Source organism: Cupriavidus sp. 01L415, from assembly GCF_056400065.1.
In genome coordinates, this window is the sequence record NZ_JBFTSP010000019.1 from 44,553 (window position 1) to 67,414 (window position 22,862).

The window sequence follows — 22,862 nt, forward strand, 5'->3', positions numbered from 1 at the left end:
ACCTCGCTTGCCGTCCCGCACGGGAAGGGAGCGCGTGGACAGTTCTCCGGGAGGAGCCGCGTATGTCCAGACGATCCTTGCTCCGCGCGCTGGCGGCCATGTCCGTGGCCGCGTACGCCACCCTGGCCAATCCCACACCCGCCCCAAAGAACGCCGAGGTCTACATCATCTGGCCCGCGGACGGCACCGTCATCGAAGGCGGCAAGCTCTGGGTGCGCATGGGGCTGAAAGGCATGGGCGTTTGCCCGAAGGGTATCGAACGTCCCAACTGCGGCCACCATCACTTGCTGATCGATGTGGACCTGCCGGCGATGGATAAGGAGATCCCCAACGATCGCAACCACCTGCACTTTGGCGCGGGCGAGACGGACGCGCGCATCGAGCTGCCGCCGGGCAAGCACACGCTGCAGTTGTTGCTGGGTGACAGCAAGCACGTGCCGTTCGATCCGCCCATCTACTCCAAGAAGATCACGATCACCGTGCGCTGACGCACATTGCGCACGTTCCGCGCTCGTTCGGGAGTTCGTCGCGCGTAGGGGAGAGAAGCCATGACCAAGTCCGTCACCGCCGTCGTCACCCTGCTTGCAGCCAGCGCGCTGGCTGCGGGGCTTGCTGGCACAGCCTGGGCCGCGGATGCTTCCGCGCCCGCCGCCGCACCCGCCGCGCCCGCCGCAGCTCCCGCCGCTGCAAGCGGACCCACGCCGGCGCCGAAGAACGCCTATCTCTATATCGGCTATCCAAACAACAATCAGACGTTGCCGGCCGGCAAGCCGGTCAAGGTCTGGTTCGGGCTGCGCAACATGGGCGTGGCGCCCAAGGACGTCAGGTATCCGAACACGGGCCACCATCACTTGCTGATCGACGTGGACCTGCCGCCGATGGACAAAGAGATCCCCAACGATCGCAATCACCTGCACTTCGGCGCCGGGGAGACCGAGACCACGATTGAACTGGCGCCGGGCAAGCATACGTTGCAACTGCTGATGGGCGACGAGAAGCACGTGCCGACGAATCCGCCGGTCTATTCCAAGAAAATCACGATCTATGTGAGGTAGGGCGGGGCGGTCCGCCCACCTCCGACACGGCGCGCAGCGATGTGCGCCGTTTTTTTTCGCCTGTTTTTGCCAGCTGGCGCCCGGCATGGACATGTGTCGCCGCGCCGCCAACACACCCGCTGACATCTGTCGGCCAACCCCCGTCACTCTCTGCCCGCCCATGCCACCCCGGTACGGCGCGCGGCATCGTGCCATCGTCCGCAACCCCTTGTCCGACAAGGCTTGGCGACTTTTTTTCGTCGCGCTGGCCGGCGCTGGCACGCTCCCTGCGATATCCCAACCGAGCGCGACACCAACCCGATGCTCAACCAACCAAAGCCTGACCTTCCTCTCAAGGAGATTGAAATGACCACGCTGACCATCAAGGACCTGACCTCCGCCGAAACCCTGGACGCCAAGAAGATGAGCGCCGTTACCGGCGGCCTGGGCCTCTTCGCCCCGTACACCTCGGTCTACAGCCCGTTCAAGCTGTCGTTCGACAAGACCACCACGATCAACCAGAGCAACCAGCAAATGCAAGAGGTCGCCAGCTACTTCGGCAATGGCTCGGCCTTCCAGGACCACATGAAAAACGACGTGCACACGTCGCAAACGGCCACCAACAACGTGTACGGCCACGCCGCCTGACCCGCGCACCGCCTGACCGACGATCACCCCACTTCGCACACCCTGGAGACTGCCATGAGCACCCTGACCATCATCGACCTGTCCTCGACCGAAACCCTCGACGCCAAAGGCCTGCGCGCTGTTCGCGGCGGCCTGGGCCTCTTCGCCCCCTACACCTCGATCTACACGCCGGTGAAGCTGTCGTTCGAGAAGACCACCACGATCAACCAGAGCAACCAGCAAATGCAGCAGGTCGCCAGCTACTTCGGCAATGGTTCGGCCTTCCAGGACCATATGAAGAACGATGTGCATACGTCGCAAGATGCACACAACAACATCTACTGATAACGCCGGTTCAGAACGGTAGGGCGCCGCCGCGCGCGGCGCCTCAAACCGCACGGGGAGCTTGCGCCGGGACACCTCCGCCCCGGCGCTTTTTTTGATCCTTCGACTTCGCGCATTTTGAGGTTGGAGCTCGCTTCGCCGCGCACCACAATACAGATCGAGCGCCGGGACTTGCAGTCAGGGTCCGATGGCGTTCCAAGCAGGATGTCATCGTGATCGCTTTCCTCCCTGCCATCGCCGTCCGCCGCCTGACCCCGCGTCTGGCCCTGGGGGCTGCGCTATGTGCCACGCTGCTCGCCGGCTGCGCCGATTTCCGGCCACCCGAGTACAAGCGTCCAGAAACGCCAGCCAAGGCGTCGTGGTCGCGTGAGGAATCGGTGAGCGTGTCGCCCACGGAAACCATCGTCCCCAACTGGTGGCAAGGTTTCCAGGACCCATACCTCGACCAACTGGTGGCCCGGGCGTTGTCCGGCAACTACGACATCAAGGTGCTGGCGGCGCGCATTCGCGTGGCGAACGCGCAGATTGCCGAGGCCAAGGCGGGCGCACTGCCGGTGTTTGACATCGGCGCCGGCGTGGACATCTCGAAGACCACCGGCCAGCCGGTGTCGCGCACCTATAACCTGGGCGGCACGGTCAACTGGGATATCGACATCTGGGGCAAGGTGGAGAAAGGCGTACAGGCCCAGACCGCGGAATTCCGCGCCACGGAAGCCGACTGGCGCGCCGGCTACCTTTCGCTGGTGTCCGATGTCTCCGTCACGTACTTCACGATCCTGCAGCTCGACGAGCAGATCGCGCAGCAGCGCCACACGATCGAACGCAACAACCAGATCCTGACGACCTACAAGGCAATGCTGGCCAATGGTCTGCTGCCGCAGATCCGCGTGATGCAGCAACAGGCGGAAATCAACCGCCTGAACAAGGACCTGATCGAGTTGCGCCGTTCTCGCGACGTGGGCGAGAACGCACTGGCCACGCTCGTCGGCGCGCCCGCGGGCGACTTCAAGGTGCCGCCGGGCCGGCTGCAGGACCGCGTGAAGCTGCCGGTGGTGCCGGCCGGGCTGCCGTCGCAGCTGCTCGCGCGGCGCCCGGACATCGTGGCCGCCGAATACCGCGTGCTGGCTGCGTACAACCTGGTCGGCCAGGCCCGGCTGGCGCAACTGCCCAGCGTCAGCCTCACCGCACGCGGGGGCACTGCCAGCTTCGCGCTGTCCGATTTGCTCAAGTCGTTCACGTTCGGCTTCATGCCCAGCATCAACCTGCCGATGCTGGACCCCAACGTGCGGGCCCGCGTGAAGACCACCGAGGCCAATATCGGCGTGGTCGAGAACGAGTACGGCCGCACCGTGATGACCGCTTTCGAGGAAGTGGAAAGCTCGCTCGTGAACGTGGACGCACACAAGAAGCAGCGCATCGAGCTGCAGCAGCAGGTGGACCAGCTCCGCGTGGTCTCCAGCCAGATCGAGGCCCAGGCCAAGGAAGGCATTGCATCGCAGCTGGAGGTCTTCGAGACCGAGCGTTCGCTGCTGCAGGCGCAACTGGCGTTGTTGGCGGTCCACCAACAAATCCTGTCCGATACCGTCACGCTTTACAAGGCACTGGGCGGCGGATGGCCGTCGGCCGATGTGCGCAACGCACCGGGCGGCTACGGCCTCAAGACCAGCGCGAACGCGGCGCCTTAGGCGCTCTCGCGACCAAAGCGTTTCAACCTTGAAACCCGCCTGCGCCATGCGTTTGCGCAACGCTGCGGCGCAGCGGATTGACTCCCGTAATGCGTGGCCTACTATGTTCTTACCCGTGACCTGCCGTCTCTTCGTCGGCTGCCAGCAGACCGACACACTGCGCTGCGCCACAGGCCCGACTGTTGGTTCCGTTGAAACATGACGCGCGACGATGCCCTGATCATGGAAATGCCGGTGAGTGCGGGTCAGGCCTTCGACGTCCTGCTGATGCCCGTATCGCGTCCCGAGCTGGGCGAGATCCGCATTGGCGAAGACCTGTTCGCCATCGGTCGCGGCGAGGCCCCGTTCGTCGCGTATCCCTCGGAGGCGATCTCGGTACTTTCGCGCCGCCACGCGCGCATCTTCTCGGAGGATGGCGCGGTCTACGTGGCGGACCTGGGCAGCAAGAACGGCACGCGCGTCAACGGCGACACGGTGGCGCAGCAGCCCGCCGTGCTGCGCGATGGTGACGAGGTCAGCTTTGGCGCGGCGTTGTCGTATCGCGTGCGGCTGTATCCGCGCCCGCCGACGCCGGAGGCGCCGCGCGTGGCCGTCACGCTGGCGCCCGTGCGCGAGGACCTGGGGCTACAACCGGTTATCGTCACCGGGTTTCCGTTTCTCTTCAGCAAGGCCGACGATACCTTTGCGCGCTACAAGAACGACTATCCGCACCAGGTCAACTACCTGTCGCGCCGCCATGCCCATATCTACATCAAGGCCGGCGCGCCGTGGATCGAAGACCTTGGCAGCACCAACGGCACCTTCGTCAATGGCGTGAAGCTGGACGACCAGTCGATCCGGCTGGAGCCGGGCGATGTGATCGCGCTAGGCGGCAGCCACTTCGTGTATCGCGTGGATATCGAGCGCGAGGCCGATGCCGATATCACGGCGACGAAGTCAATGATCTTCGAGCCACCGCCGGAATCGCCACCGCAGACCGCGGCCGGCGCAACTGGTGTGGGTGGCGCGGGTGGATCCGCTGGCCCCGGTGTTGCCCCAGGCGGCATGGACACGCCGGCTGCGCTGCCGGCGGACGGCGATGCCGACAAGACCACGTTCGTCGGCGCGGCCGATTCCTTCCTCGATATCTTCTGCATGGACTACAGCGCCGCGCAGGAGGACGAGGTCAATCCGGAGGAAATGCCCGACGCCGCGCAACATGCCGCACACAAGCCGGCGCCACGCGGCAAGGTGGCCATGCTGCTGTCGGAAGCGGCCCGCAGCTTCGGCCTCCAGGACCGCAAGCAACTGGAGCGCGTGGGCCGCTGGGCTGCGGTGGGCGCGATCCTGGTGGCTGTCGGCGGAGGCTACCTGTACTGGCGCGGCGCGGCAGACCGGACGCTCAAGGACCTGATGCAGGAAGGGCAGTACGTGCGGGCCGCGGCCGTCGCCGACGACTACCTGAGCCGCCACCCGGACAGCGCGCAGTACCAGGCCCTCGGCACGGAGGCGCTGATGCACGCCTACGTGCCGCCGTGGACGGCCCGGCTGCAGGCGAAAGACTTCAGCGGCGCGGACGCGGTGGTGGCCGACATGCGCGCGCATAGCCGCCACAACGCCGACGGGCGCGGGCTGATCGACGAACTCGACTGGGTAGGCAACCTGGAGCGCTTCGTCGTGGGGCGCGGCGGCGCCGMCGCGCCGATTCGGATGTACGCCGACGAGGGCAAGATTCGCGCGCTGGTCTCGCGCTGGGATGCCGATACGGCATCGCACCAGCGAGCGCTGGGCCGCATCGCCAACTACGTGCCCGCCTTCCGCGATACCTACGCCGAGGCCCTGAGCTACCTGCGCAAGTTGCAGAACGACGATTCGGTCTTCCTGGCCGCCATTGACCGGCTGAACGCGGCGATTGCCACCGAACTCGGGCGCGACCAGCCCGAGGCCCTCCAGTCGATGCTGGCCGACTACAAGGACAAGTATCCGCGGCTCGCCGGCCTCGATCGTGTGGAAAGCGATCTGAAGCAATACACGGGACTCATCCGCGCGCTGCGTGACCGCGCCACGGGGCCACTGGTCGCGCAGATGGGCAAGGCCAGCTTTGTCACGCCGCCGTTCCAGGCGCAATACCAGAAGCTGCTGGCGAGCCGGCTGCCGGACGCCGATGTGCAGCGGCAGTACGCGCTGGCGGCCAAGGCGTGGGGCCAGGGCGACAGCGCCGCCGCCATCGACGCGCTGCGGCAGGTCACCAGCGGGCCGTGGGCCAGCGACGTCGCAAAGGACGTCGTCCACAAGCAGCAGGTGGCCGCGCAGTTTGCCGCGGTCAAGGCCGCGCGCGGCGGCAGTGGCTATGAGGACCAGTTGCTGGCGTTCTACGCGTCGCTGGATCCGGAGGCCGACGCCTACTACGTGAAAGCCGTCGATGCTGACGTCAACGGCATTCGCGAAGCGGCGCTGCGCCGCGCGAATGCGCTGCTCAATCGTGCGGCCACCAGTTGGCGGCAGTATCGCAACAACGGACTGATTGCCGGCGAGCAGCGGCTGGAATCTGGCATCTCCGCCAAGTTCCGCTCGCAGGCCAAGCTGCTGGCCGATGCGCAGGATGACGCACGGCAGGGGTTGCGCATCTACGCGCAACTCAAGGCCGAAGACTCGGCACAGTGGAGCAAGGTGCGCGACGAGATCCAGGCCGAGGTCGACCTGCAGCGCCGCTCGCTGAACGACCTGCGCATGGTGCTCGACCCGGCCGTGCTCAAGGCCAAGCTCGCACTGGTTGGAGAGGGCAGCAAGGAGCTTGGGTCGAAGGACGGTGGGACCGGCGACAGCGCTGGCAAGGACGCAGCGACCAAGGCTGATACGACCAAGGCAGAGCGAGCCAAGGTCGATGCAACCAGCACGGCTGACGCGAACAAGGTCGACGCGAACAAGGCTGGCGACAGCGGCACGAGCGCCCCGGCGCAGACGGCATCGGGAGGTGCGCGATGAAGGACGACAACCGCGATAACCGCCTGCGCCCGCTCACCGAGGCGCTGGAGGATCACAGCGCGGAGGGCATCTCCATCCTCAGCGCGGAGCCGTGGAAGCTGTCGATGTTGACGGTCATCACCACATGCGCGCTGGTGGTCTGCGCGCTGATCTGGTCGTTCTTTGGGCACGCCGATGTCATCGTCAGCGCGCAGGGCACGCTGGCACCCGAATCCGAGGTGCGTCGCTTCTATGCCCCCGTCGATGGCGAACTCGCCGACCTCTATGTCGCCGAGGGCCAGCCGGTGTCGAAGGACGACGTCGTGGCGCGCCTGAATGCGCGCGGCGCCATCGAGGCGGCCGCCAACGCGCTGGAGGCGCAACTGAAGCTGGAGGACTCCGAGCGCGAGTGGAAGCAGTTTCCCGAGCGCAAGGTGCTGATGGAGCGCAAGGCGGCGGCGCTCAAGCAGCAGATCGAGCTGTCATCGCGCCAGCACGAGAACCGCATGGCCGAGGGCACCACGCGGCTGGCGGAGCAGCAGCGTGCACAGCTTGCGGAAGCGCGCAGCAACCTCGAGAACGCGCGCCGCGCGCGCGACTTTGCCCGCCAGGAGCAGGACCGTTACGCACGGCTGTTCGCGCTGCCGGCCGGCGGCGGCGTGTCGCAATCGCAGGTGGAGTCCAAACGCGCCACCACGCAGGAGGCCGAGAACAACCTGCGCGTCGCGCAATCGCGGCTGGCGGAACTCGATGCGCGGCTATCGCAGGAATACACGCAGGCTAGCGCGCAACTGGAGGGCAGCGGGCAGGAGCTGGCGAACCTGCGGATCCAGTATGACGCGGCAATGCGTGAGATCAGCAACACCGAAGACAAGCTGCGGCTGCAGGTGCAGACCGCGCGGCTGGTGGCAGAGGCCGCCGCACGCATCAAGTTCGAGAACATCGACAAGGACAACTTCCTGCTGATCCTCGCGCCGGTGTCGGGTGTGATCACGGACGTCACGTCGACGCAGCGCGGCGACAAGGTTCAGGCCAACGCACCGCTGGGCGGCATCGCCCCCAAGGATGCGCGGCCGATGCTGCGGATCGAGATCGCCGAGCGTGATCGCGCGTTCCTGCGCGAAGGCTTGCCCGTCAAGCTCAAGTTCAACGCGTTTCCGTTCCAGCGATACGGCCTGATCGCGGGGACGCTCGAATACATCTCGCCGGCCACCAAGCCGTCGGGGCCGGACAAGCAGCCCGTCTACGAAGGTCGCGTGCGACTGGCGCAGGACTACTACGCCGTGGCCAACAACAAGTACCCGCTGCGCTACGGCATGACTGCCACGGCGGAAATTGTGGTGCGCGAGCGGCGCCTGATCGACCTGGGGCTGGATCCGTTCCGCCAGGTCGCGGGCTAACAACGCAAGAGGAGAGGGCGATGACAGCCATCGTGCGAATCGACGAGGAAGTGATCGGCGTCGAAGAATTCGTGAGGGTGCTGAAGCTGACCGGCCAGTTCGAAGGGCTGGTCGAGCAACTGGTGCGCGACAAGCTGACTGCGCACGCGGCCCGGCGCCACGGCATCAAGCTGACGCCAGAGGAGATCCAGGAGCGCGCCGACCAGTTCCGGCGCGTGCAGGGCCTGCATCGCGCGGCGGACATGAACCACTATCTCGACGCGCTCAACATCACCCTGGACGAGTTCGAGGCGTTCGTCACGGACAGCCTCTACCAGGAGAAGATGCTGGCGAGCGTCTGCAACGACGAGGCGGTGGAAGAGTACTTCCAGCTGAATTCGCCGAAGTTCGACAGCATCGAGGTCAGCCATATCGTGGTGGACACGGAAGGCAAGGCGCGCGAACTGGTGTCGTACCTGCAGGATGACCCGGACAGCTTTGCCGAGATGGCACGCGAACACTCCATCGCCGACACGCGCGAGCAGGGCGGGGACATCGGCAAGGTGCTGCGCGGATCGCTCAAGGGCGATATTGAGGCCAAGGTGTTCAATGCGGAGCCGGGCGATCTGCTGGGGCCGTTTCCGGCGCCGGATCGCTCCTTCTTCGAGGTCTTTCTCGTGCGGGCCAAGCATCCCGCCCGACTGGACGCCGACGTGACGATGGAGGTCAAGCGGCGGCTGCGCGAAGACTGGTTGATGGCGAGGGCGCAGGAACATGTCATCGAAGCCCGCTAGCGAATCTGCATCGACCGTCGCGGCGGGCGCGCCGGCAGCCGGTGAGCCGCCGTCGCCTGGCGCATCGTCGCCGACCGGCCAGTCCGCGCTGGCCGATTTCCTGGCGACCGTGGAGATCCTGACGCCGCTGTCGCGCGAAGAGATCGAGCGGCTGGCGGCCAGCGCAAGGACGCTGACGTTCGGTTTTGGCGACACCGTGTGCAATGCCGGCGATCCGGCCGACGGCATCGTCATCGTCCGTACGGGCTCCGTCCGCGTGTTCAACGAGGAGCACGGCAAGGAAATCAGCATGGGCGTGCGCAAGACCGGCGAGGTCTTCGCGGATATCGCCCTGCTGCGCGAATACCGGCACGAGTCGTCGGTGCGCGCATCGGGCAAGACGGAGCTGATCACCATCCCGCGCAGCGTGAGCGAACCCGTGGTGGCGGGCAATCCCGCCGCACTGGCGTTCATCACCAGCTATGTGGCGATCAGTTCGGCTGGCGGCTTTGTGGCGCGGTTGTTCGACCTCCGTGGCAAGCTCGACAAGACCGAGCTGGAAGAAGCCGTGCGCAGCGTCGGCGTGAAGCGCGTGGCCGCCGGCAAGACGATCCTGCAGCAGGATGGCCGCGATGACCGCCGGCTCTACGTGGTGCGGCAGGGTACGGTGCGCATCGTGCGCGAAGACGACGGCGACACGTTCCAGCTTGCCACGCTCGGTCAGGGCGACATCTTCGGTGAGCGCGCCTGCGTGATGCGGCAGGAGCAGGTGGCCTCGGCGATCGCGGAAACCGACACGCGGCTGTTGGTGATCCCCGAGAAAACCGTCCAGTTGATCCTGGAACGCAATGCACGGCTGCGCGAGGTGATGGAGGAGCGCATCCGCGTGGTGGATCGCGAGCTGCATCGGCAGAAGAAGCTGGCCGAACGGCGCAAGCGGCCCGTGCTGCTGGACCTGCATTCCAAGCCGGAGTTCGGTGAACGCCTGATCCGCCGCTTCGCACTGGTGGAGCAGGCCGAGGAGATGGATTGCGGCGCGGCCTGCCTGGCGATGATCTGCCGCCACTACGGCATTCCGATGACGCTGGGAAAATTGCGGGAGCTGGCCAATGTGACCACGGCCGGCGCCACGCTCGACAGCCTGGCCCGCGCCGGCGAATCGCTTGGTTTTACCGCGCGCGGCGTGCAATGTACGCGCGATGCGTTGCTCGGGTTCGAGCTGCCGTTCATCGTCCACTGGGAGGGCTACCACTACGTGGTGGTCTACGGGATCTCCGCGCGCTGGGTCTGGGTGGCCGACCCGGCCCTCGGCTTCCGCAAGATGAGCACGGAGGAATTCGAGCGCGGCTGGAGCGGCACCTGCCTGCTGTTCACGGCGGGCGAGACGATGACGCAGCTGGCCGTGGCGCGGTCGCCGTGGCTGCGCTTCATCAGCTACCTGGCCCCCTACAAGAAGATCCTCGCGCACCTGTTCCTGGCGACGTTCGTGATCCAGATGCTGGGCGTGGTGCCGCCGCTGATCATCCAGAACATCCTGGATGGCGTGGTGGTGCACCAGAACGTCGGGCTGCTGCACCTGCTGATCCTGGGGCTGGTCATCTCCAACGTCTTCACGCAGCTGATGGTGACCATTCGCGCCTACCTGGCGAACTTCATGGTGCGCAACATGGACTTCGCCATGATGTCGCACTTCTTCAAGCACACGCTGTCGCTGCCGCTGTCGTTCTTCGCCAAACGCAAGACCGGGGACATCTTCGCGCGCTTCCAGGAAAACCAGACCATCCGCGCCTTCCTGACCGAGTCCACGGTGACCACGGCGCTGAACCTGCTGATGGTGTTCATCTACTTCACCATCATGTTCCTCTACAACGTCAAGCTGACGTTGCTGCTGATCGCGTTTGTGATTCCCATCGCGGGGCTGACCGTGGTGGTGACGCCGAAGGTGAAGAACTACGCGCGCGAGGTCTTCACCGCGTCGACCGATGCCAAGGCCTACCTGATGGAAACGCTGGGCGGCGCGGAGACGGTGAAAGGCATGGGCATCGAGCGGCCCGTGCGGCTGCGCTGGGAGCGCAAGTATGCCAAGGCGCTGGATCGGCAGTATCACGCGCAGTCGTTCCATATCCTCGTCGGCCTGGTCAGCCAGGTCCTCAACGCGGCGACGACCATCGCCGTGCTCTGGGTCGGCGCCACGCTGGTGCTGGAGCGGGAGCTGACCATCGGCCAGCTGATCGCGTTCAACGCGTTCATGGGCAGCGTGCTGGCGCCGCTGATGGGGCTGGTGTCGTTGTGGGGGCAGCTGAACGATGCCGGCGTGGCGATGGAGCGGCTGGGCGACGTGCTGGACCTGGAGCCCGAGCAGAAGCCGCAGGACGTGCTGTCGCGCGTGATGCTGCCGGACCTGCAGGGCGAGATCCGCTTTGACGGCGTCTACTTCCGCTATGGCGGCGAGGACACGCCCTACGTGCTGGAGAACATCAGCTTCCACATGCGGCCGGGCGAAATGGTGGCCATCGTGGGGCGCAGCGGGTCGGGCAAGACCACGCTGGCCAAGCTGCTGGTGGGCTTCTACAAGCCGACGGAAGGATCGATGACCGTGGATGGCTACGACGTCGGCGTGATCGACACCGAGTTCTTCCGGGCGCAGGTGGGCTATGTGATGCAGACCAACCTGCTGTTCTCGGGGAGCATCGCCGAGAACATCGCCTGTGGCGACGACAGTCCCGATCGCCGGCGGATCGAGGAAGTCGCCAAGATGGCGGACGCCCATCCGTTCATCTCCAAGCTGCCGCTGGGCTACGAGCAGGTGGTGGGCGAACGAGGCATCGGGCTGTCGGGCGGGCAGATCCAGCGGCTGTGCATCGCCCGCGCGCTGTATCACGATCCGCGGCTGCTGGTGTTCGACGAGGCCACGTCGGCACTCGATACGCAGTCGGAGAGCAACATCCTGGCAAACATGCAGGACATCCTGCGCGGCCGCACGGCGGTCATCATCGCGCACCGGCTCAGCACGATCATGCAGGCAGACACGATCCTGGTGCTGTACGAAGGCGGGATCGTGGAACAGGGGCGGCACGAGGAGCTCCTCGCGCGCCGCGGCATGTACTACCAGTTGGTCCAGAAACAGCTGAGCGCGGCATGAAGCTATACAACCCAACGCCTGTCACGTCCGCGGTGTCGTTTGCCGGCCTGATGGAGAAGATCGAGATCCTGCGCTCCACCTTGCGCTGGGCGTCGCGGCTGGAGCGGCCCGAGATCGAGAAGCTGCTCAAGCAGGCCACGACCTTGCGCGACGAGGTGATGGGGCTGTCGCACAAGGAGCGCTTTGTCGCGGCGGCGTCTGCCACGGGCGAGCCCGAAGTGCCCGAGGTGGAGCCCGTGGACATGTCCTCGCGCGAGCGCCGGCAGGCATTGCTCGAGCGCAGCTTTGTGTTCGAAGGGACGTTCGGCGACAACCCCAAGTTGCTGGAGGCGCTGGAGATTGCCGAGAAGGCGGCGCCGACCGACCTCCCGGTGCTGATCGACGGCGAGAGCGGTACCGGCAAGGAGCTGATGGCCAAGGTGATCCACGCCAATGGCGCGCGCACCGACAAGCCGTTCATCTCGGTCAACTGCGGCGCCATCCCGGACAGCTTGCTGGAGTCGGAACTGTTCGGCCACAAGAAGGGCGCGTTCACGGGCGCGTCCAACGACCGGCGCGGCAAGTTCGAAAGCGCCCATACCGGCACGATTTTCCTCGACGAAATCGGCGAATTGCCGCTGACGGGGCAGGTGAAGCTGCTGCGCGTGCTGGAAGCGCACGAGATTCAGCGCGTGGGGTCGGACGAGGTGATTGCCGTGGACACGCGCATCGTCGCGGCGACCAACAAGGACCTGCGCAGGATGAGCCAGGAGGGCACGTTCCGCGAAGACCTGTTCTACCGGCTCAGCGTGATCCACGTGACGCTGCCGGCGTTGCGCGAACGGCGCGACGAAATCCCGCTGCTGGTGGCGTACTTTGGCGACGAAGCGGCAGGGCTGCTCAAGCGCAGGCCCATCAAGCTGACGCCCCGGCTGCGGGACTTCCTGCTCCACTACGACTACCCGGGCAATATCCGCGAGCTGCGCAACCTGATGTACCGGCTGTCATGCCTGGCGGGCGATACGGCGGACTTCGCGCACCTGCCGCAGGACATCCGGCCGAAGCCCGCCGGACTGCAGGCGGTGGCCATCGCAGGAGGAAAGGCCACGGTAACTGACCTGAGCAGCACCGCCACATCGCTAAGCGAGGCAAAACGCGCGGCCAGCGACGAGGCCGAACGCGCGTTCTTGGAGCGCGGCTTGCAGGAGGTAGGCGGCACCGTCGCCGAACTGGCGCGCCGCTTCGACATGAATCGCTCCCACGTGCAGATGCTGCTGAAGAAGCACGGGATTCATTCAAAGGATTTCAGGAACAACCGGCAGGCGGAGGGGGGGAAGTAGCTGGCTTTTGGCAAATGCCACCTGGTTCGTTCTATTCGTACGACATGGTGAAAGTCATGGAGGTGTTCGCGCTACCGGCGCCAATGCCTGCTCCTGTTCGGAAGTACCGCGCGCGCAAGGGGATTTTGTAGTTGCCGCCGTTGGGATCGACGCCGCTCAGCGTATTGGAAACCCCCAGCTTGTGCGGGTTTCCTGCGCCGTCCAAAAGTTGCACGCCAACTCCCTCCTTGGCCGTGGAGGCGGCATCCAGCGCAACGACGGCCCTGTCGGCATCCAGAATCGAGGTGGCCGCATCCACCTCGTATTTGATGGCCTTGATGCCGCCGGGGCAATTGTTCAGGGCAATCTCGAAGTTGGTCGACGCTGAAAATGCGTTGATGGCGCCCAGCTCGGAAGTGGTGTGGTTGCCGAGGTTGACCAAAACATCCGGTGTCTGGCAGGTCACGGTATTGACCTGGAGTCCATCGGGAGGGATTGAGATCGTCATTCTCGTGGGCCCCGAATTCAAGGCCATGGTGACGTATGGGGCACTGCAGTGCCCGTGAGCCGGGCGGGGCGCCTGACTTCGTGCCTGCCATTCCGTTCAACGAGCGCGGCGGAGAACGAGGCGTCGGCCCCAGACCCTGGCGTGAAATTCGCCAACGTATCCGGGAATCGTGTGAAGTCAAACCGGAGGCGTCAAACCTCCGGATTCAGCAGCGTCATGTCCGATCCTCCGCCGATATCCTCGGCGCGGATCACCACCACGGATACGTTGTCGTGCCCGCCATGCGCAAGCGCTAGCTCGACCAGCTTCTTCGCAGCCCACTCGGCATCGCCACCCGCCAGCACATCTGCGATCTCGGGGTCCTCGACCTCGTTGCTGAGTCCGTCGCTGCAAAGCAGGAAGATGTCGCCGTCGCCAATTTCCAGCGTCAGCTGCTCAAGGTCGAGCGTGGATGCCGCGCCCACGGCGCGCGTGATGGTGTTGTGCGCGGGATGGTGCTTGGCTTCCTCGGCCGTGATCAGCCCGCGCGCGCGGAGCCGCTCCACCTGGCTGTGGTCGCGGGTGAGCTGCTTCAGATGACCCGCGCGGAATAGATAAAGCCGGCTGTCGCCGGCCCAGAGGCAGCCGCAGCGGCGCTCGCAGGCCACCAGCGTCACCACGGTGCTGCCGATCACCCGCACCTTCATCCGCAGGGCTTCGTCGATCAGCGCCTGGTTGACCGCCTGCATGGCCGCGCGCGCGCCGTCCAGCGTGGACTCCAGGCTGTCCCCGGGTGCCATTGCCGACAGGGCCTGGACGATGGCCCGGCTCGCAAAGTCGCCGACGGCATGGCCACCCATGCCGTCGGCCACCGCCCAGACGCCGCGTTCGGGGACATCCAGGCAGGCGTCTTCATTGCGTTCCCGCACCAGTCCGACATCTGTACAGGCGGCGGAGGTCCAGCGGAATTGCGATGCGCAGGTCACGTTGTGCTCCGGCGCGGATCGGTGCGGCTCCGCGCAAGCGCCGCCCCCTGGGGCAGCCGTCAAATGGTAGCCAGCGAGTCCCGCCGGCTACCGGCAGGACTCAGACCAGCCGTCCCTTGTTGCGGGCGTCCAGGTTGGCGTCGACGGTGATGGTCGAATTCGGCGCGTTGTTGTGGACGTCGATGTTCTGGAACTGGTTGTTCATCTGATCAGCATAGAAGCTGTAATTGATCTCGTAAAAGTTCACGACGGGAGACGCGCTGGGCCGGGACGGCAAGTAAGGCTGGATCCAGCCGAACACCCACGGGGCGCCGCCGCCGCGAATGCAGGCCATCGAGCGGAAATCCAGCTCCCGGTGGGTGTCGAGGTCCTTGATGATAAGGGTGGCCATGGTGGTCTCCTGAGTCGGGGCCGTCCGGCCCGGGCTGCGCATTGCGCGATGCCTGATAAGAGCAAGCGGTGTGCCACCGCCGCCATGGTGGCGTGGACGTGGCGTCCGGGCACGATTCCGCCCGGGATATGCGGCTTGCGACGCTTGCGGCGTTGGGGGCCGTCCAACAGGCTCGCCTGCGGTGGTGGATTTTGCCCACCAGTCGGCCGTCGGCCTGTTCCCGCCGTGAAAGCCTGCTGGCGGGACCTTGCTGGTGGTAGGGCGCCAACACAGTGAGCCAAAAGGTGTTGGATGCTCGCTGACGACTCCGGTGCCCGATTCTGGCCGGATTCCCCGGAAAGCCTTGTGGCGCCGTCGATCGGTGTCATTGGCACGCTTGATGCGGTTGGTTGGCAACGACGCAGCACTGGCTGCAGCCAACAGACACCGAACCGAGACCTGCCATGAACGCCCAAGACCAACAACAAGCCGCACGCCAAAGCGCCCCGATCGCGCTGGCCGACGACGACTATCTGCCTGGCGCGCATCTGGTCACGGAACGCAATGGCTACATCCACCACGGCATCTACGTTGGCCACGGCCGCGTGATCCACTACGCCGGCTTCTGCCACACGCTGCACGCCGCCCCGGTGGAAGAAACCTCGCTCGAACAGTTCGCCCACGGCCATGGCGTGGCGGTCAAGCCCGAACCCTGCGCCCGCTACATCGGCGTGGAAGCCGTGGAACGTGCCCGCACCCGCCTGGGAGAAAGCCACTACCACCTGCTGACCAACAACTGCGAGCACTTCTGCACGTGGTGCCTGCTGGGCGAAGGCCGCAGCGAGCAAGTGGAAACCTGCCTGCGCCACCCGCGTGCCGCCGTGCATACGGTGCTGCAAATGGTCCGCGCCTTCCTGTCGTCGACCGGCACGGGCTCCGGCCTGCATGCCGCCTGATTTACCCGCCTGACCCTTACAACCCCAAGGAGCCTGCCATGACCGGACTGATCGACTGGGAACGCTGCGATAGCCGCAGCGGACGCGCCTGCCATCGTGGATGCGGACAGGGCAGGGCGAGCGCGCGAGGCACCGGCCGCGGGATACGTGAAACAACCGGCAGAAGAGGCCGGGCGCGGGCGGAGTTTGTTATACTCCGCCCCGTCTTCCGGCTTGGCCGCCCCAGCGCGGCACAAGCAACGTGCAGACGGTCCGCTCGCCGTAGTTCAATGGATAGAACGAGCGCCTCCTAAGCGCTAGATACAGGTTCGATTCCTGTCGGCGGGACCATCATCAAGGCCGCGGACGTTCTTCAACGTTCTCCGCGCCGCGACAAATCAAGGCTTCCAAGCCTTTCGACGTTCGTCAGTGTTCGTGACGAATCGTTGGCATCCCGCATTTTTCGAGGCATCATTCGTGGCGCCAGTAATGCCACGATTTTCGGTGCCACGAAAAAATGCCCATCCGCGTCGAGCCGCTATCAGACACGAAACTCCGTAACGCAAAGGCCAAGGACAAGCCGTACTAGCTGGCCGATGGTGGCGGTCTGTTTCTGGAGGTAATGCCAGACGGACGCAAGCTCTGGCGCTTGCTACCCAGAAGGAAAGCTGGAACGAGGTCTACGCCGGCAAGGTGCTCGCCTCGCTCGAAAACGACGTCTTCCCCATACTGGGCAGCACCCCCATTTCCGACATCCGCGCGCCGGTGCCGGATGAGGCCGCCGGCGGTAAAGGTTTCACCTCCAACCTGCTGATGCTATTCATCTCGATGCGAGATCCGCTGACCACCGGCGTTACCAATCAATCTAACAATAGCGCTGCCGCAGCATTCATGTATCACAACATGGCACCTAAGCTGGCGGCGCACGGGTTGATGGAAAACGAGAAGATAGCTGGCGTGAGATATCGTAGGAGCTTTGTTTCGAAGAGGGGCCTCGAACTTCTTGCCTACTATGACCGCACAAAAGCGCGGGCTAAACACGCAGCGGTCGAGATTGAGCAGGAAACCGATGTAAAGGTCTAGCGGTGGAGCGCAAACGAGGACGGTTTCGTCGCAGCCGGCACGTATAACGGATGCTTGGGGCTGCCGTCCTTGTTCAGACCGAGGTGGTAGAGCAGCGTGGCGCGGCCGCACTTGCGGATGATGCGTAGCACCTCGGCAGCCCGGTCGGGCGCCGCTTTGTGCGCGCCCCAGGCGCAGATGACCATCGAGCATCGATCGATCGCGTCCATGATCCCTCCGTCGTTCCAGTCAGCCCGGTCGCCCAGCGGAGCCGGGTGGGTCAGCAGGCCGCCCGGGTCGGTCGAGCGCAGCGGGAACAGGTTTGCCACCTCCAAGCGCCCGTATTTGCCGGCAAGCGCGCGCTGCAAGCATCGGGTGATGGTTGGGTCGTTCACCTGGTGGTCAGCGGTCGACGGGTTGAGCATGATGAAGCCCAGGCCCGGGCGGCCGCGGTCCCACTCGCGCCACAGGCGATATCGGTATTGCTCGCAGTCGGACAGGATGCAGCCGGCCTGGCCGTCGAGGGTGGTCTCAATCAGGTGTTTCATGCGAACAGGTCTCCAATGGCTTTTCGATCGCGCCGCGTGCGCTGCGCATTCTCGGCGTGGTGCCGCGCGTCGTAGCGCAGGTGGCACCGCTGGCACCAGGCGCGCAGGTTCGCCGGATCACAGTTCTCCGGTGTGTGTTCCAGGTGGGAGATTGTGAGCACGATCTTGACCATCCGACCCACCTCGTAGTCGCTCATCCGCTTGCGGCCGAGGTGCTCGCCGGAGCCGGCATGAAAGACCTCGGCGTCGTTGGTCATGTAGGTGTCCACGTCACGCCCGGCGCCGCGCGCGATCAGCACTCCGTTCGGCGACTTGCACTGCTCGCCAGCGGTGCTCGGCACGCTCGAGTATCTGGGCGCGGATCTCCTTCCAGTTGGCCGGGTAGCGGTGGCGATTCTCAGGCTTTATCGGCATGCTAGGATTCCTGGAACAGTATGGAGGTGTCCATGAGCGAAAAGCTGCGTTGGATCATTGAGCCGTACTGCGGCATGTACATCCACGCCATCGCCTTTGAAATTGCTGAGCTGGGGCGCACGGAGCCGCCGCCGGGTCAAAAATGGGGCTATGCCGTCGCAATTCGATACACCGCCGAGCATGACGACGACTTGGATTACGGCCCGGCAAGCGACCGCAGCGACTACTTCACCCGTGAGGCTGCTGAGCAGGCGGCTATCCACTATGGCCAGCTGGCGATCGACGTATTGCTGGATCTGGGCTGAAGTCACGGCGCAATGGAGGGAGTAGCCATGGTTGAGAGCCTCATGTACATGGGTCGGCACGTGAGCTTTGAATTGACCGAGTGGACATTCGGGGCGTGGCATTGGACATACACCATCGATGGGCAAGCGAGATTTGAGAGCCCAGGCAGAGCCTTTCCCACGCGTGAACTTGCGATGGCCGATGCGATACGTGATGCAAAGGTTCGAATTGAAAGAAGTCCGGACTAGTCCGTTCCATTCTTGGATTCTTGGGAGACGGCCATGGCGAAGTGCGATGCTTGCTTTTCGATCGTCCCAGACAGGCGAGGGGAACGGGGTCACGACGCCCTTGTTGAAACGGGCAGTGAGAAGATTCGTCCATTCGGGAAAGGGGCCATTATCAAGACGTCGTTTACTTGCTCGACGTGCGGGACGAAATGGACATACGAGAACAATACGAACGACAGCTTCGCCGGCTGGCATGAGGTGGAGAGCTGATTTCATGCATCGCACGCGCGCCGTTGGCGATCAGGTCGCGCATCAGCGCGCGGCATTCGCCTTGGTAACAGTGGTTGGTGAGCATGCTACGATCCTCCGAAACAGGGGGCTACCATGGGCATTGAGAGCTACAAGGACTACACAGTTCGTGGCTTTGCGAAGCAACTGGCTGATGGTTCGTTCGAAGCCTTTGGCACGGTGCAAAAAAACCATCTCGTTCTGGAGGCGTCTGAGCCTCTGGGCTCCTATGCAACATTCGAATTTGCCGTCGCGGCAGGCATCGCATGGGCGAAAGCGTGGATTGAGGATCAACGCTGAACCCTCCGGAACTCCACCACCCACACCCACGGGTTCGTCTCCCACGCGCCGGAGCCGTTGACATACCCGCCGCGCCTGTGGCCTCCGGCCGTCCGGATGACGCTCCTATCTCATGCTAGGCTTCCTCGAAACGATGGGAGGTCGCCATGTCGAGCCATGTCTGGGTGGAAGAAGGGGAGTACTACTGCCACTGCACGGTCTGGAAGTCGAAATCTGGGGCCTGGGAGGCATCGGTATTGTTCGAGCGAAGAATTGATCACGCAAACGAGCTTGTTCCAGGCTTGCGACACAAGATCAAAGCCACGTTCAATAGCGAGGAAGAGGCGATGACTGAAGCAATTGCATACGCAAAGGCTAGCGTGGAGAACACCAAGACGGGCTTGTAGCCTCATGCCGGGATCATCATCAAGGCCGCGGAAGCCCTTGCACGCTCACCCGGCCATGCCAATACAAGGCCTTTCGGTCTGAACTGGTTCGCTAGAGATCGCCACGGTTCGCCGCGACCCGCTGGCATCCATCATTTTCGGGGTTTCCCTGGGGCATCACTCGATGCCCCGACTCTCGGTGCCCCTAGGCGATGCCCGTACGGTCGAACCTCTCATTTCCAATTGCCTTGCAAACCGCCCTGGTTGCGTCCGATTGTCGGCGGGCCTGGAAATACGCCGTGTTTCAACGCGGGTCCTTAAATTGGCTAGTGGTATTCACGGCATTCAGTTTTTGGCCAAGTCTTGGTATGGTTGTCCAGCACGGCGTTTAGTTTTCAAGCCAGTCACTCAGAGAACTGGCACGGGTCACCGGTAGGGCACTTCGTTTTCCGATGTAGCTAACCTTTGTGAGCCTGACTATGAAGCTATTGCGTACCCTGTGTGGTGCCATCCCGACGTATGTCCTGGCGCTACTTCTCGTTGCCTTGTTTGGCTATGCCTACGCCTTGGACCGCATCAGCGATGTCAGTCGGTGCGGATTCACTGCCAAGACCTACGGTTTCCCCGTCAATTGCCCGCGCACCTTCTGGCACCGGTTCCTTTGAGCCTGGGTACCTGGTGATCTGGCCAGCCAATCGGCCACATGACAGACCGTGGAAATTCGCATTGCAACGTATCGGTTGCACCGTGTTGCACGCGCTCAACAGACTCGCCGCTGCCACAACGACTTCAGGCGTGCTTCAGCAGCGCCGAACTCATCATCAGCAACTCGTCGAAATGGGTCGCCAGTCCAAAGCTCAGTAAGAACATGCCCATATGGAACAGGGCCTGGTAGCGCCTGGAAACGTACAGGACCGGCGCGGCTATCCATTGACGGCACGGCGTCAGGTTCAGTAGCAGGCACAGTGAGGCGCCGATGGCGGCGCCCCCAAGCACGTCCGTCGGGTGATGCAGTCCGACATAAACACGCGTCAGGCAGATGCCCAGAAGCGCGTACGCCAGCGCGACAATACCCGCCCGCCAGGAGGCCAGCAGGATGCCGGTCGCCACGGCTACCCACAGCATCGCGTGGTCGCTCGGGAAGGCGCTCCAGGTACGAATGCGATCTTCCGAGGACATGGGGAAATGCAACCCCAACTCGCGGTTTGCGAAAGGCCGAATGCGAAACGGTACCCAGTGCGCCAGAAACCGGCCCAGAGCCAGCGCGCAAAGGCCGGCAAAAATGGTCGTGACGATGATTTCCCGATCTCGCTGCTTAGTCGCACTGTCGCCATCGCGAAACCAGATCCACCAAAGCAGGGCAATCATCGGCACGCCGCGCAGCATATACAACTGGGTCATGGCCAGGGCGGCGCGGTCGAAGAATTCCGAGCGGAATGCGAACTGGTTCAGGAAGTGAACGATGGTGCTGTCGAATGGATTCATCACGTGCACATTCCTTTGCCGTCCGGAAGCGAGATGGAACCGCACCTTACCAATTCGGGCAAATTGCTTTGGTCGGCTGGCGCACACAATGTGCGGGGACGCGGGAACTTGCGGCTGGGTTGCAAGCGCGCCCGATGCCACCAGATGCCGGTCCCGACTTCATCCCGCCAAGAAATTGCCGAGCCGGTTCTGCGCGGTCCCCAACATCCCGCGGCCTCGGCGCCGGGCCAAACCGCTATGATGTCGGCTGCGCGCCGCAAGGGCGCCCGATGCCGCCGGATGCGGTCCTATCTTCATCACCGCGCACATGCTCCCTGTCAGGACGATTCACCGCTGGCTACCGGCGCTTGCCATGCTTGGCGCTACCCATGCCATGGCGGCGACGCCTGATCCCGCATTGGCGGATACGTCCGGCTGCACCGCGCTGATCGATATCGTCCAGGAAAGCTTGCGCGGCGAGATCGACGTGGCCTGCGTGGAAGCTGGCAAGGCCGCTTGCGAAGTCAAGAACGGCCAGATCCGCGCGTTGCTGGAGATCATCGACCAGCGCCGCAAGCGCAATGCCGACGAGTGCGAGACGCTGGTGCAGGTCAACCGCCTGCTCCGCACCCTGCCGCCCAAGAGCTGACCGGCCACCAGCGGAGCAGCCGGCCATTCCCCATTCCACGACTCAGTGCGTCATCTTCGAGAACAGCTGGATGACCGCCACGCCCGCAATGATCAGCGCGATGCCGATCCATGCGGCCAGGTCCGGCACCTGCCGGTACAGCACGCCGGCGATCAGCGTGACCAGCACGATGCCGGCACCGCACCAGATCGCGTAGGCCACCCCCACCGGCACGGTCTTCATGACCTGCATCAGCAGCCAGAAGGCCGCGACATATCCAGTGACGACCAGCACGCTGGGCCACAACCGCGTGAAATTCTCCGCAGCCTTCAGGCTGCTGGTGGCGATGACTTCGGCGACGATGGCCAGGGCGAGGAGTACGTATCCGTTCATAACCTTGATGCGTGTCACTTGGGTTGGGGCGAAAGCGGCGAGTAAGGCGCTCCGGACGCGATATTATGCGGCGGCATGCCCCAAATGGGGCTGCAAAGCCGGGTCTGAATTGCCGTAAGCCCAAGCACCATGCGGGTTTCAGGCAGGTGGATTACCCCCTTGCGGTGGTTGTATTACGTCGCATTGAGGTCTTGAATGCAGGTATGCGCATGACGCAAGGGTCGCTCGGGAAGACAAAAGAGGCGACTCAGGTATGTCGCGGTGTTCGCCTGACCATGCCGGCACCATAACAAAGCTGGTGGCAGGTAGGTTGCTGTAGGGATAAAGGGGAGCGGTATGAGCAACAATCTGGAGACGGCAACGGCCTGGCCAAAACCGCGCTTCGCCGAAATCGAGGGCGCATCGGACCCGGCGCACCACGAGGACACCGGCGAGGGCGTGTGGCAGAACACGATTGCCGCCGCCGATCATGCGCTGGAAGAAGCGTCCCGCATTCAGCGGGGCGTCCAGCAAAATCTCAAGTTGATGCAGGAAGTGCGGGCGCTGCGCGAGGAGTTGCGCAAGGCGCACGCGGAGATCGATCGCTATCGCGGCATGCACGCGCGCGTGGTGGTCGGCATGCGCCAGCTCGAGGAAGACAACAGCGTGGAATTGTCCCGCCTGCAGGCGGACAACGAGATGCTGCTGGTCCGCCATCGCGTCTACAAGTTGCTGTCCGAACACTACGCCACGGCCGCGCTGAGCTTTGATCCGGCCGTCTTCGCCGAACACCGCGACCGCGTGCTGGAACACGTGCTGTTCCAGCGTCGCAAGGGTGTGCCGGTGACGCAGATCTGCGCCGCCGACGTGGCCTTCCTGTTGTTGTAGGTGCTGGAGGGGGTCCG

25 protein-coding genes and 1 tRNA gene are annotated in these 22,862 nt (G+C 64.2%); 18 read left to right on the plus strand and 8 right to left on the minus strand.

Annotated elements, in window-relative coordinates; genetic code table 11:
* Positions 1-62 precede the first annotated feature (62 nt).
* The 10 genes from AC1DOX_RS22295 to AC1DOX_RS22340 all read left to right on the plus strand — a co-directional run bounded on the left by AC1DOX_RS22295 (position 63) and on the right by AC1DOX_RS22340 (position 13,247).
* A complete protein-coding gene (locus AC1DOX_RS22295) occupies positions 63-488 on the plus strand; it encodes a DUF4399 domain-containing protein (protein WP_092134676.1) in 426 nt (141 codons plus the stop codon).
* 60 nt (positions 489-548) lie between these two features.
* Positions 549-1,055, plus strand: a complete 507-nt coding sequence (locus AC1DOX_RS22300; RefSeq protein ID WP_092134674.1) for a DUF4399 domain-containing protein — start codon at positions 549-551, stop codon at positions 1,053-1,055.
* Between the two features lie 345 nt (positions 1,056-1,400).
* Positions 1,401-1,682, plus strand: a complete 282-nt coding sequence (locus AC1DOX_RS22305) for a hypothetical protein (protein WP_441617430.1) — start codon at positions 1,401-1,403, stop codon at positions 1,680-1,682.
* 54 nt (positions 1,683-1,736) lie between these two features.
* On the plus strand, positions 1,737-2,006 hold the full coding sequence (locus tag AC1DOX_RS22310; protein WP_441617432.1) for a hypothetical protein: 270 nt from the start codon (positions 1,737-1,739) through the stop codon (positions 2,004-2,006).
* Between the two features lie 215 nt (positions 2,007-2,221).
* Positions 2,222-3,691 (plus strand): efflux transporter outer membrane subunit, encoded by a 1,470-nt coding sequence (locus AC1DOX_RS22315; protein WP_441617527.1) that lies wholly within the window; start codon positions 2,222-2,224, stop codon positions 3,689-3,691.
* A 198-nt stretch (positions 3,692-3,889) separates the two neighbouring features.
* Positions 3,890-6,655 (plus strand): FHA domain-containing protein, encoded by a 2,766-nt coding sequence (locus AC1DOX_RS22320; protein ID WP_441617434.1) that lies wholly within the window; start codon positions 3,890-3,892, stop codon positions 6,653-6,655.
* The gene (locus AC1DOX_RS22325; protein ID WP_441617436.1) at positions 6,652-8,034 is read left to right on the plus strand and encodes an HlyD family secretion protein; all 1,383 of its coding nucleotides are present in this window, start codon (positions 6,652-6,654) and stop codon (positions 8,032-8,034) included. The genes AC1DOX_RS22320 and AC1DOX_RS22325 overlap by 4 nt, the downstream gene beginning before the upstream one ends.
* Positions 8,035-8,054: 20 nt before the next feature.
* A complete protein-coding gene (locus tag AC1DOX_RS22330) occupies positions 8,055-8,807 on the plus strand; it encodes a peptidylprolyl isomerase (RefSeq protein ID WP_441617438.1) in 753 nt (250 codons plus the stop codon).
* Positions 8,788-11,928, plus strand: coding sequence for a peptidase domain-containing ABC transporter (locus AC1DOX_RS22335; RefSeq protein WP_255371076.1), 3,141 nt, complete (start codon positions 8,788-8,790; stop codon positions 11,926-11,928). Before AC1DOX_RS22330 ends, AC1DOX_RS22335 begins: the two co-directional genes overlap by 20 nt.
* Positions 11,925-13,247, plus strand: coding sequence for a sigma-54 interaction domain-containing protein (locus tag AC1DOX_RS22340; protein WP_092134665.1), 1,323 nt, complete (start codon positions 11,925-11,927; stop codon positions 13,245-13,247). The genes AC1DOX_RS22335 and AC1DOX_RS22340 overlap by 4 nt, the downstream gene beginning before the upstream one ends.
* 31 nt (positions 13,248-13,278) lie before the next feature.
* Here AC1DOX_RS22340 and AC1DOX_RS22345 read toward each other — a convergent pair whose 3' ends face one another.
* From AC1DOX_RS22345 to AC1DOX_RS22355, 3 genes are all read right to left on the minus strand, one after another.
* A complete protein-coding gene (locus AC1DOX_RS22345; protein WP_441617440.1) occupies positions 13,279-13,734 on the minus strand; it encodes a fimbrial protein in 456 nt (151 codons plus the stop codon).
* A 191-nt stretch (positions 13,735-13,925) separates the two neighbouring features.
* Entirely contained in the window at positions 13,926-14,699 is a 774-nt protein-coding gene (locus AC1DOX_RS22350) for a PP2C family protein-serine/threonine phosphatase (RefSeq protein WP_441617442.1), read from the minus strand.
* A 100-nt stretch (positions 14,700-14,799) separates the two neighbouring features.
* Complete coding sequence (locus AC1DOX_RS22355) at positions 14,800-15,090, minus strand: hypothetical protein (protein ID WP_092134662.1); 291 nt, start codon at positions 15,088-15,090, stop codon at positions 14,800-14,802.
* 443 nt (positions 15,091-15,533) lie between these two features.
* Here AC1DOX_RS22355 and AC1DOX_RS22360 point away from each other — a divergent pair, with 443 nt between their 5' ends.
* The 3 genes from AC1DOX_RS22360 (at position 15,534) to AC1DOX_RS22370 (ending at position 17,087) form a co-directional block, all read left to right on the plus strand.
* A complete protein-coding gene (locus AC1DOX_RS22360) occupies positions 15,534-16,025 on the plus strand; it encodes a lecithin retinol acyltransferase family protein (RefSeq protein WP_441617444.1) in 492 nt (163 codons plus the stop codon).
* Positions 16,026-16,280: 255 nt separating this feature from the next.
* Positions 16,281-16,355: transfer RNA gene (locus AC1DOX_RS22365), tRNA-Arg, on the plus strand.
* Positions 16,356-16,697: 342 nt separating this feature from the next.
* Complete coding sequence (locus AC1DOX_RS22370; protein WP_441617446.1) at positions 16,698-17,087, plus strand: hypothetical protein; 390 nt, start codon at positions 16,698-16,700, stop codon at positions 17,085-17,087.
* Here AC1DOX_RS22370 and AC1DOX_RS22375 read toward each other — a convergent pair.
* Both AC1DOX_RS22375 and AC1DOX_RS22380 read right to left on the minus strand, forming a co-directional pair.
* Positions 17,084-17,614, minus strand: a complete 531-nt coding sequence (locus AC1DOX_RS22375) for a DUF1643 domain-containing protein (RefSeq protein WP_441617448.1) — start codon at positions 17,612-17,614, stop codon at positions 17,084-17,086. The two genes, AC1DOX_RS22370 and AC1DOX_RS22375, sit on opposite strands and share 4 nt — an antisense overlap.
* On the minus strand, positions 17,611-17,955 hold the full coding sequence (locus AC1DOX_RS22380; RefSeq protein ID WP_441617450.1) for a hypothetical protein: 345 nt from the start codon (positions 17,953-17,955) through the stop codon (positions 17,611-17,613). Before AC1DOX_RS22380 ends, AC1DOX_RS22375 begins: the two co-directional genes overlap by 4 nt.
* Before the next feature lie 105 nt (positions 17,956-18,060).
* Here AC1DOX_RS22380 and AC1DOX_RS22385 point away from each other — a divergent pair, with 105 nt between their 5' ends.
* The gene (locus AC1DOX_RS22385) at positions 18,061-18,333 is read left to right on the plus strand and encodes a hypothetical protein (protein WP_441617452.1); all 273 of its coding nucleotides are present in this window, start codon (positions 18,061-18,063) and stop codon (positions 18,331-18,333) included.
* A gap of 391 nt (positions 18,334-18,724) precedes the next feature.
* Here the strand turns inward: AC1DOX_RS22385 and AC1DOX_RS22390 are convergent, their stop codons facing one another.
* Positions 18,725-18,895 (minus strand): hypothetical protein, encoded by a 171-nt coding sequence (locus AC1DOX_RS22390; protein WP_441617454.1) that lies wholly within the window; start codon positions 18,893-18,895, stop codon positions 18,725-18,727.
* A gap of 29 nt (positions 18,896-18,924) precedes the next feature.
* Here AC1DOX_RS22390 and AC1DOX_RS22395 point away from each other — a divergent pair, with 29 nt between their 5' ends.
* Positions 18,925-19,128, plus strand: a complete 204-nt coding sequence (locus AC1DOX_RS22395; protein ID WP_441617456.1) for a hypothetical protein — start codon at positions 18,925-18,927, stop codon at positions 19,126-19,128.
* A 146-nt stretch (positions 19,129-19,274) separates the two neighbouring features.
* Positions 19,275-19,514 carry a hypothetical protein gene (locus tag AC1DOX_RS22400; RefSeq protein ID WP_441617458.1) on the plus strand — a complete coding sequence of 80 codons (240 nt, stop codon included), beginning with the start codon at positions 19,275-19,277 and terminating at the stop codon, positions 19,512-19,514.
* Between the two features lie 768 nt (positions 19,515-20,282).
* Here AC1DOX_RS22400 and AC1DOX_RS22405 read toward each other — a convergent pair.
* Positions 20,283-20,978, minus strand: coding sequence for a phosphatase PAP2 family protein (locus AC1DOX_RS22405; RefSeq protein ID WP_441617460.1), 696 nt, complete (start codon positions 20,976-20,978; stop codon positions 20,283-20,285).
* Positions 20,979-21,330: 352 nt separating this feature from the next.
* On the opposite strand from AC1DOX_RS22405, the gene AC1DOX_RS22410 reads away from it, so the two are divergent.
* Positions 21,331-21,606 (plus strand): hypothetical protein, encoded by a 276-nt coding sequence (locus AC1DOX_RS22410; RefSeq protein ID WP_441617462.1) that lies wholly within the window; start codon positions 21,331-21,333, stop codon positions 21,604-21,606.
* Positions 21,607-21,648: 42 nt separating this feature from the next.
* Here the strand turns inward: AC1DOX_RS22410 and AC1DOX_RS22415 are convergent, their stop codons facing one another.
* Positions 21,649-21,978, minus strand: coding sequence for a DMT family transporter (locus AC1DOX_RS22415; protein WP_092134654.1), 330 nt, complete (start codon positions 21,976-21,978; stop codon positions 21,649-21,651).
* Positions 21,979-22,314: 336 nt separating this feature from the next.
* Between AC1DOX_RS22415 and AC1DOX_RS22420 the strand changes: the two genes are divergently transcribed.
* A complete protein-coding gene (locus tag AC1DOX_RS22420; protein WP_441617464.1) occupies positions 22,315-22,845 on the plus strand; it encodes a hypothetical protein in 531 nt (176 codons plus the stop codon).
* Positions 22,846-22,862: the final 17 nt, after the last annotated feature.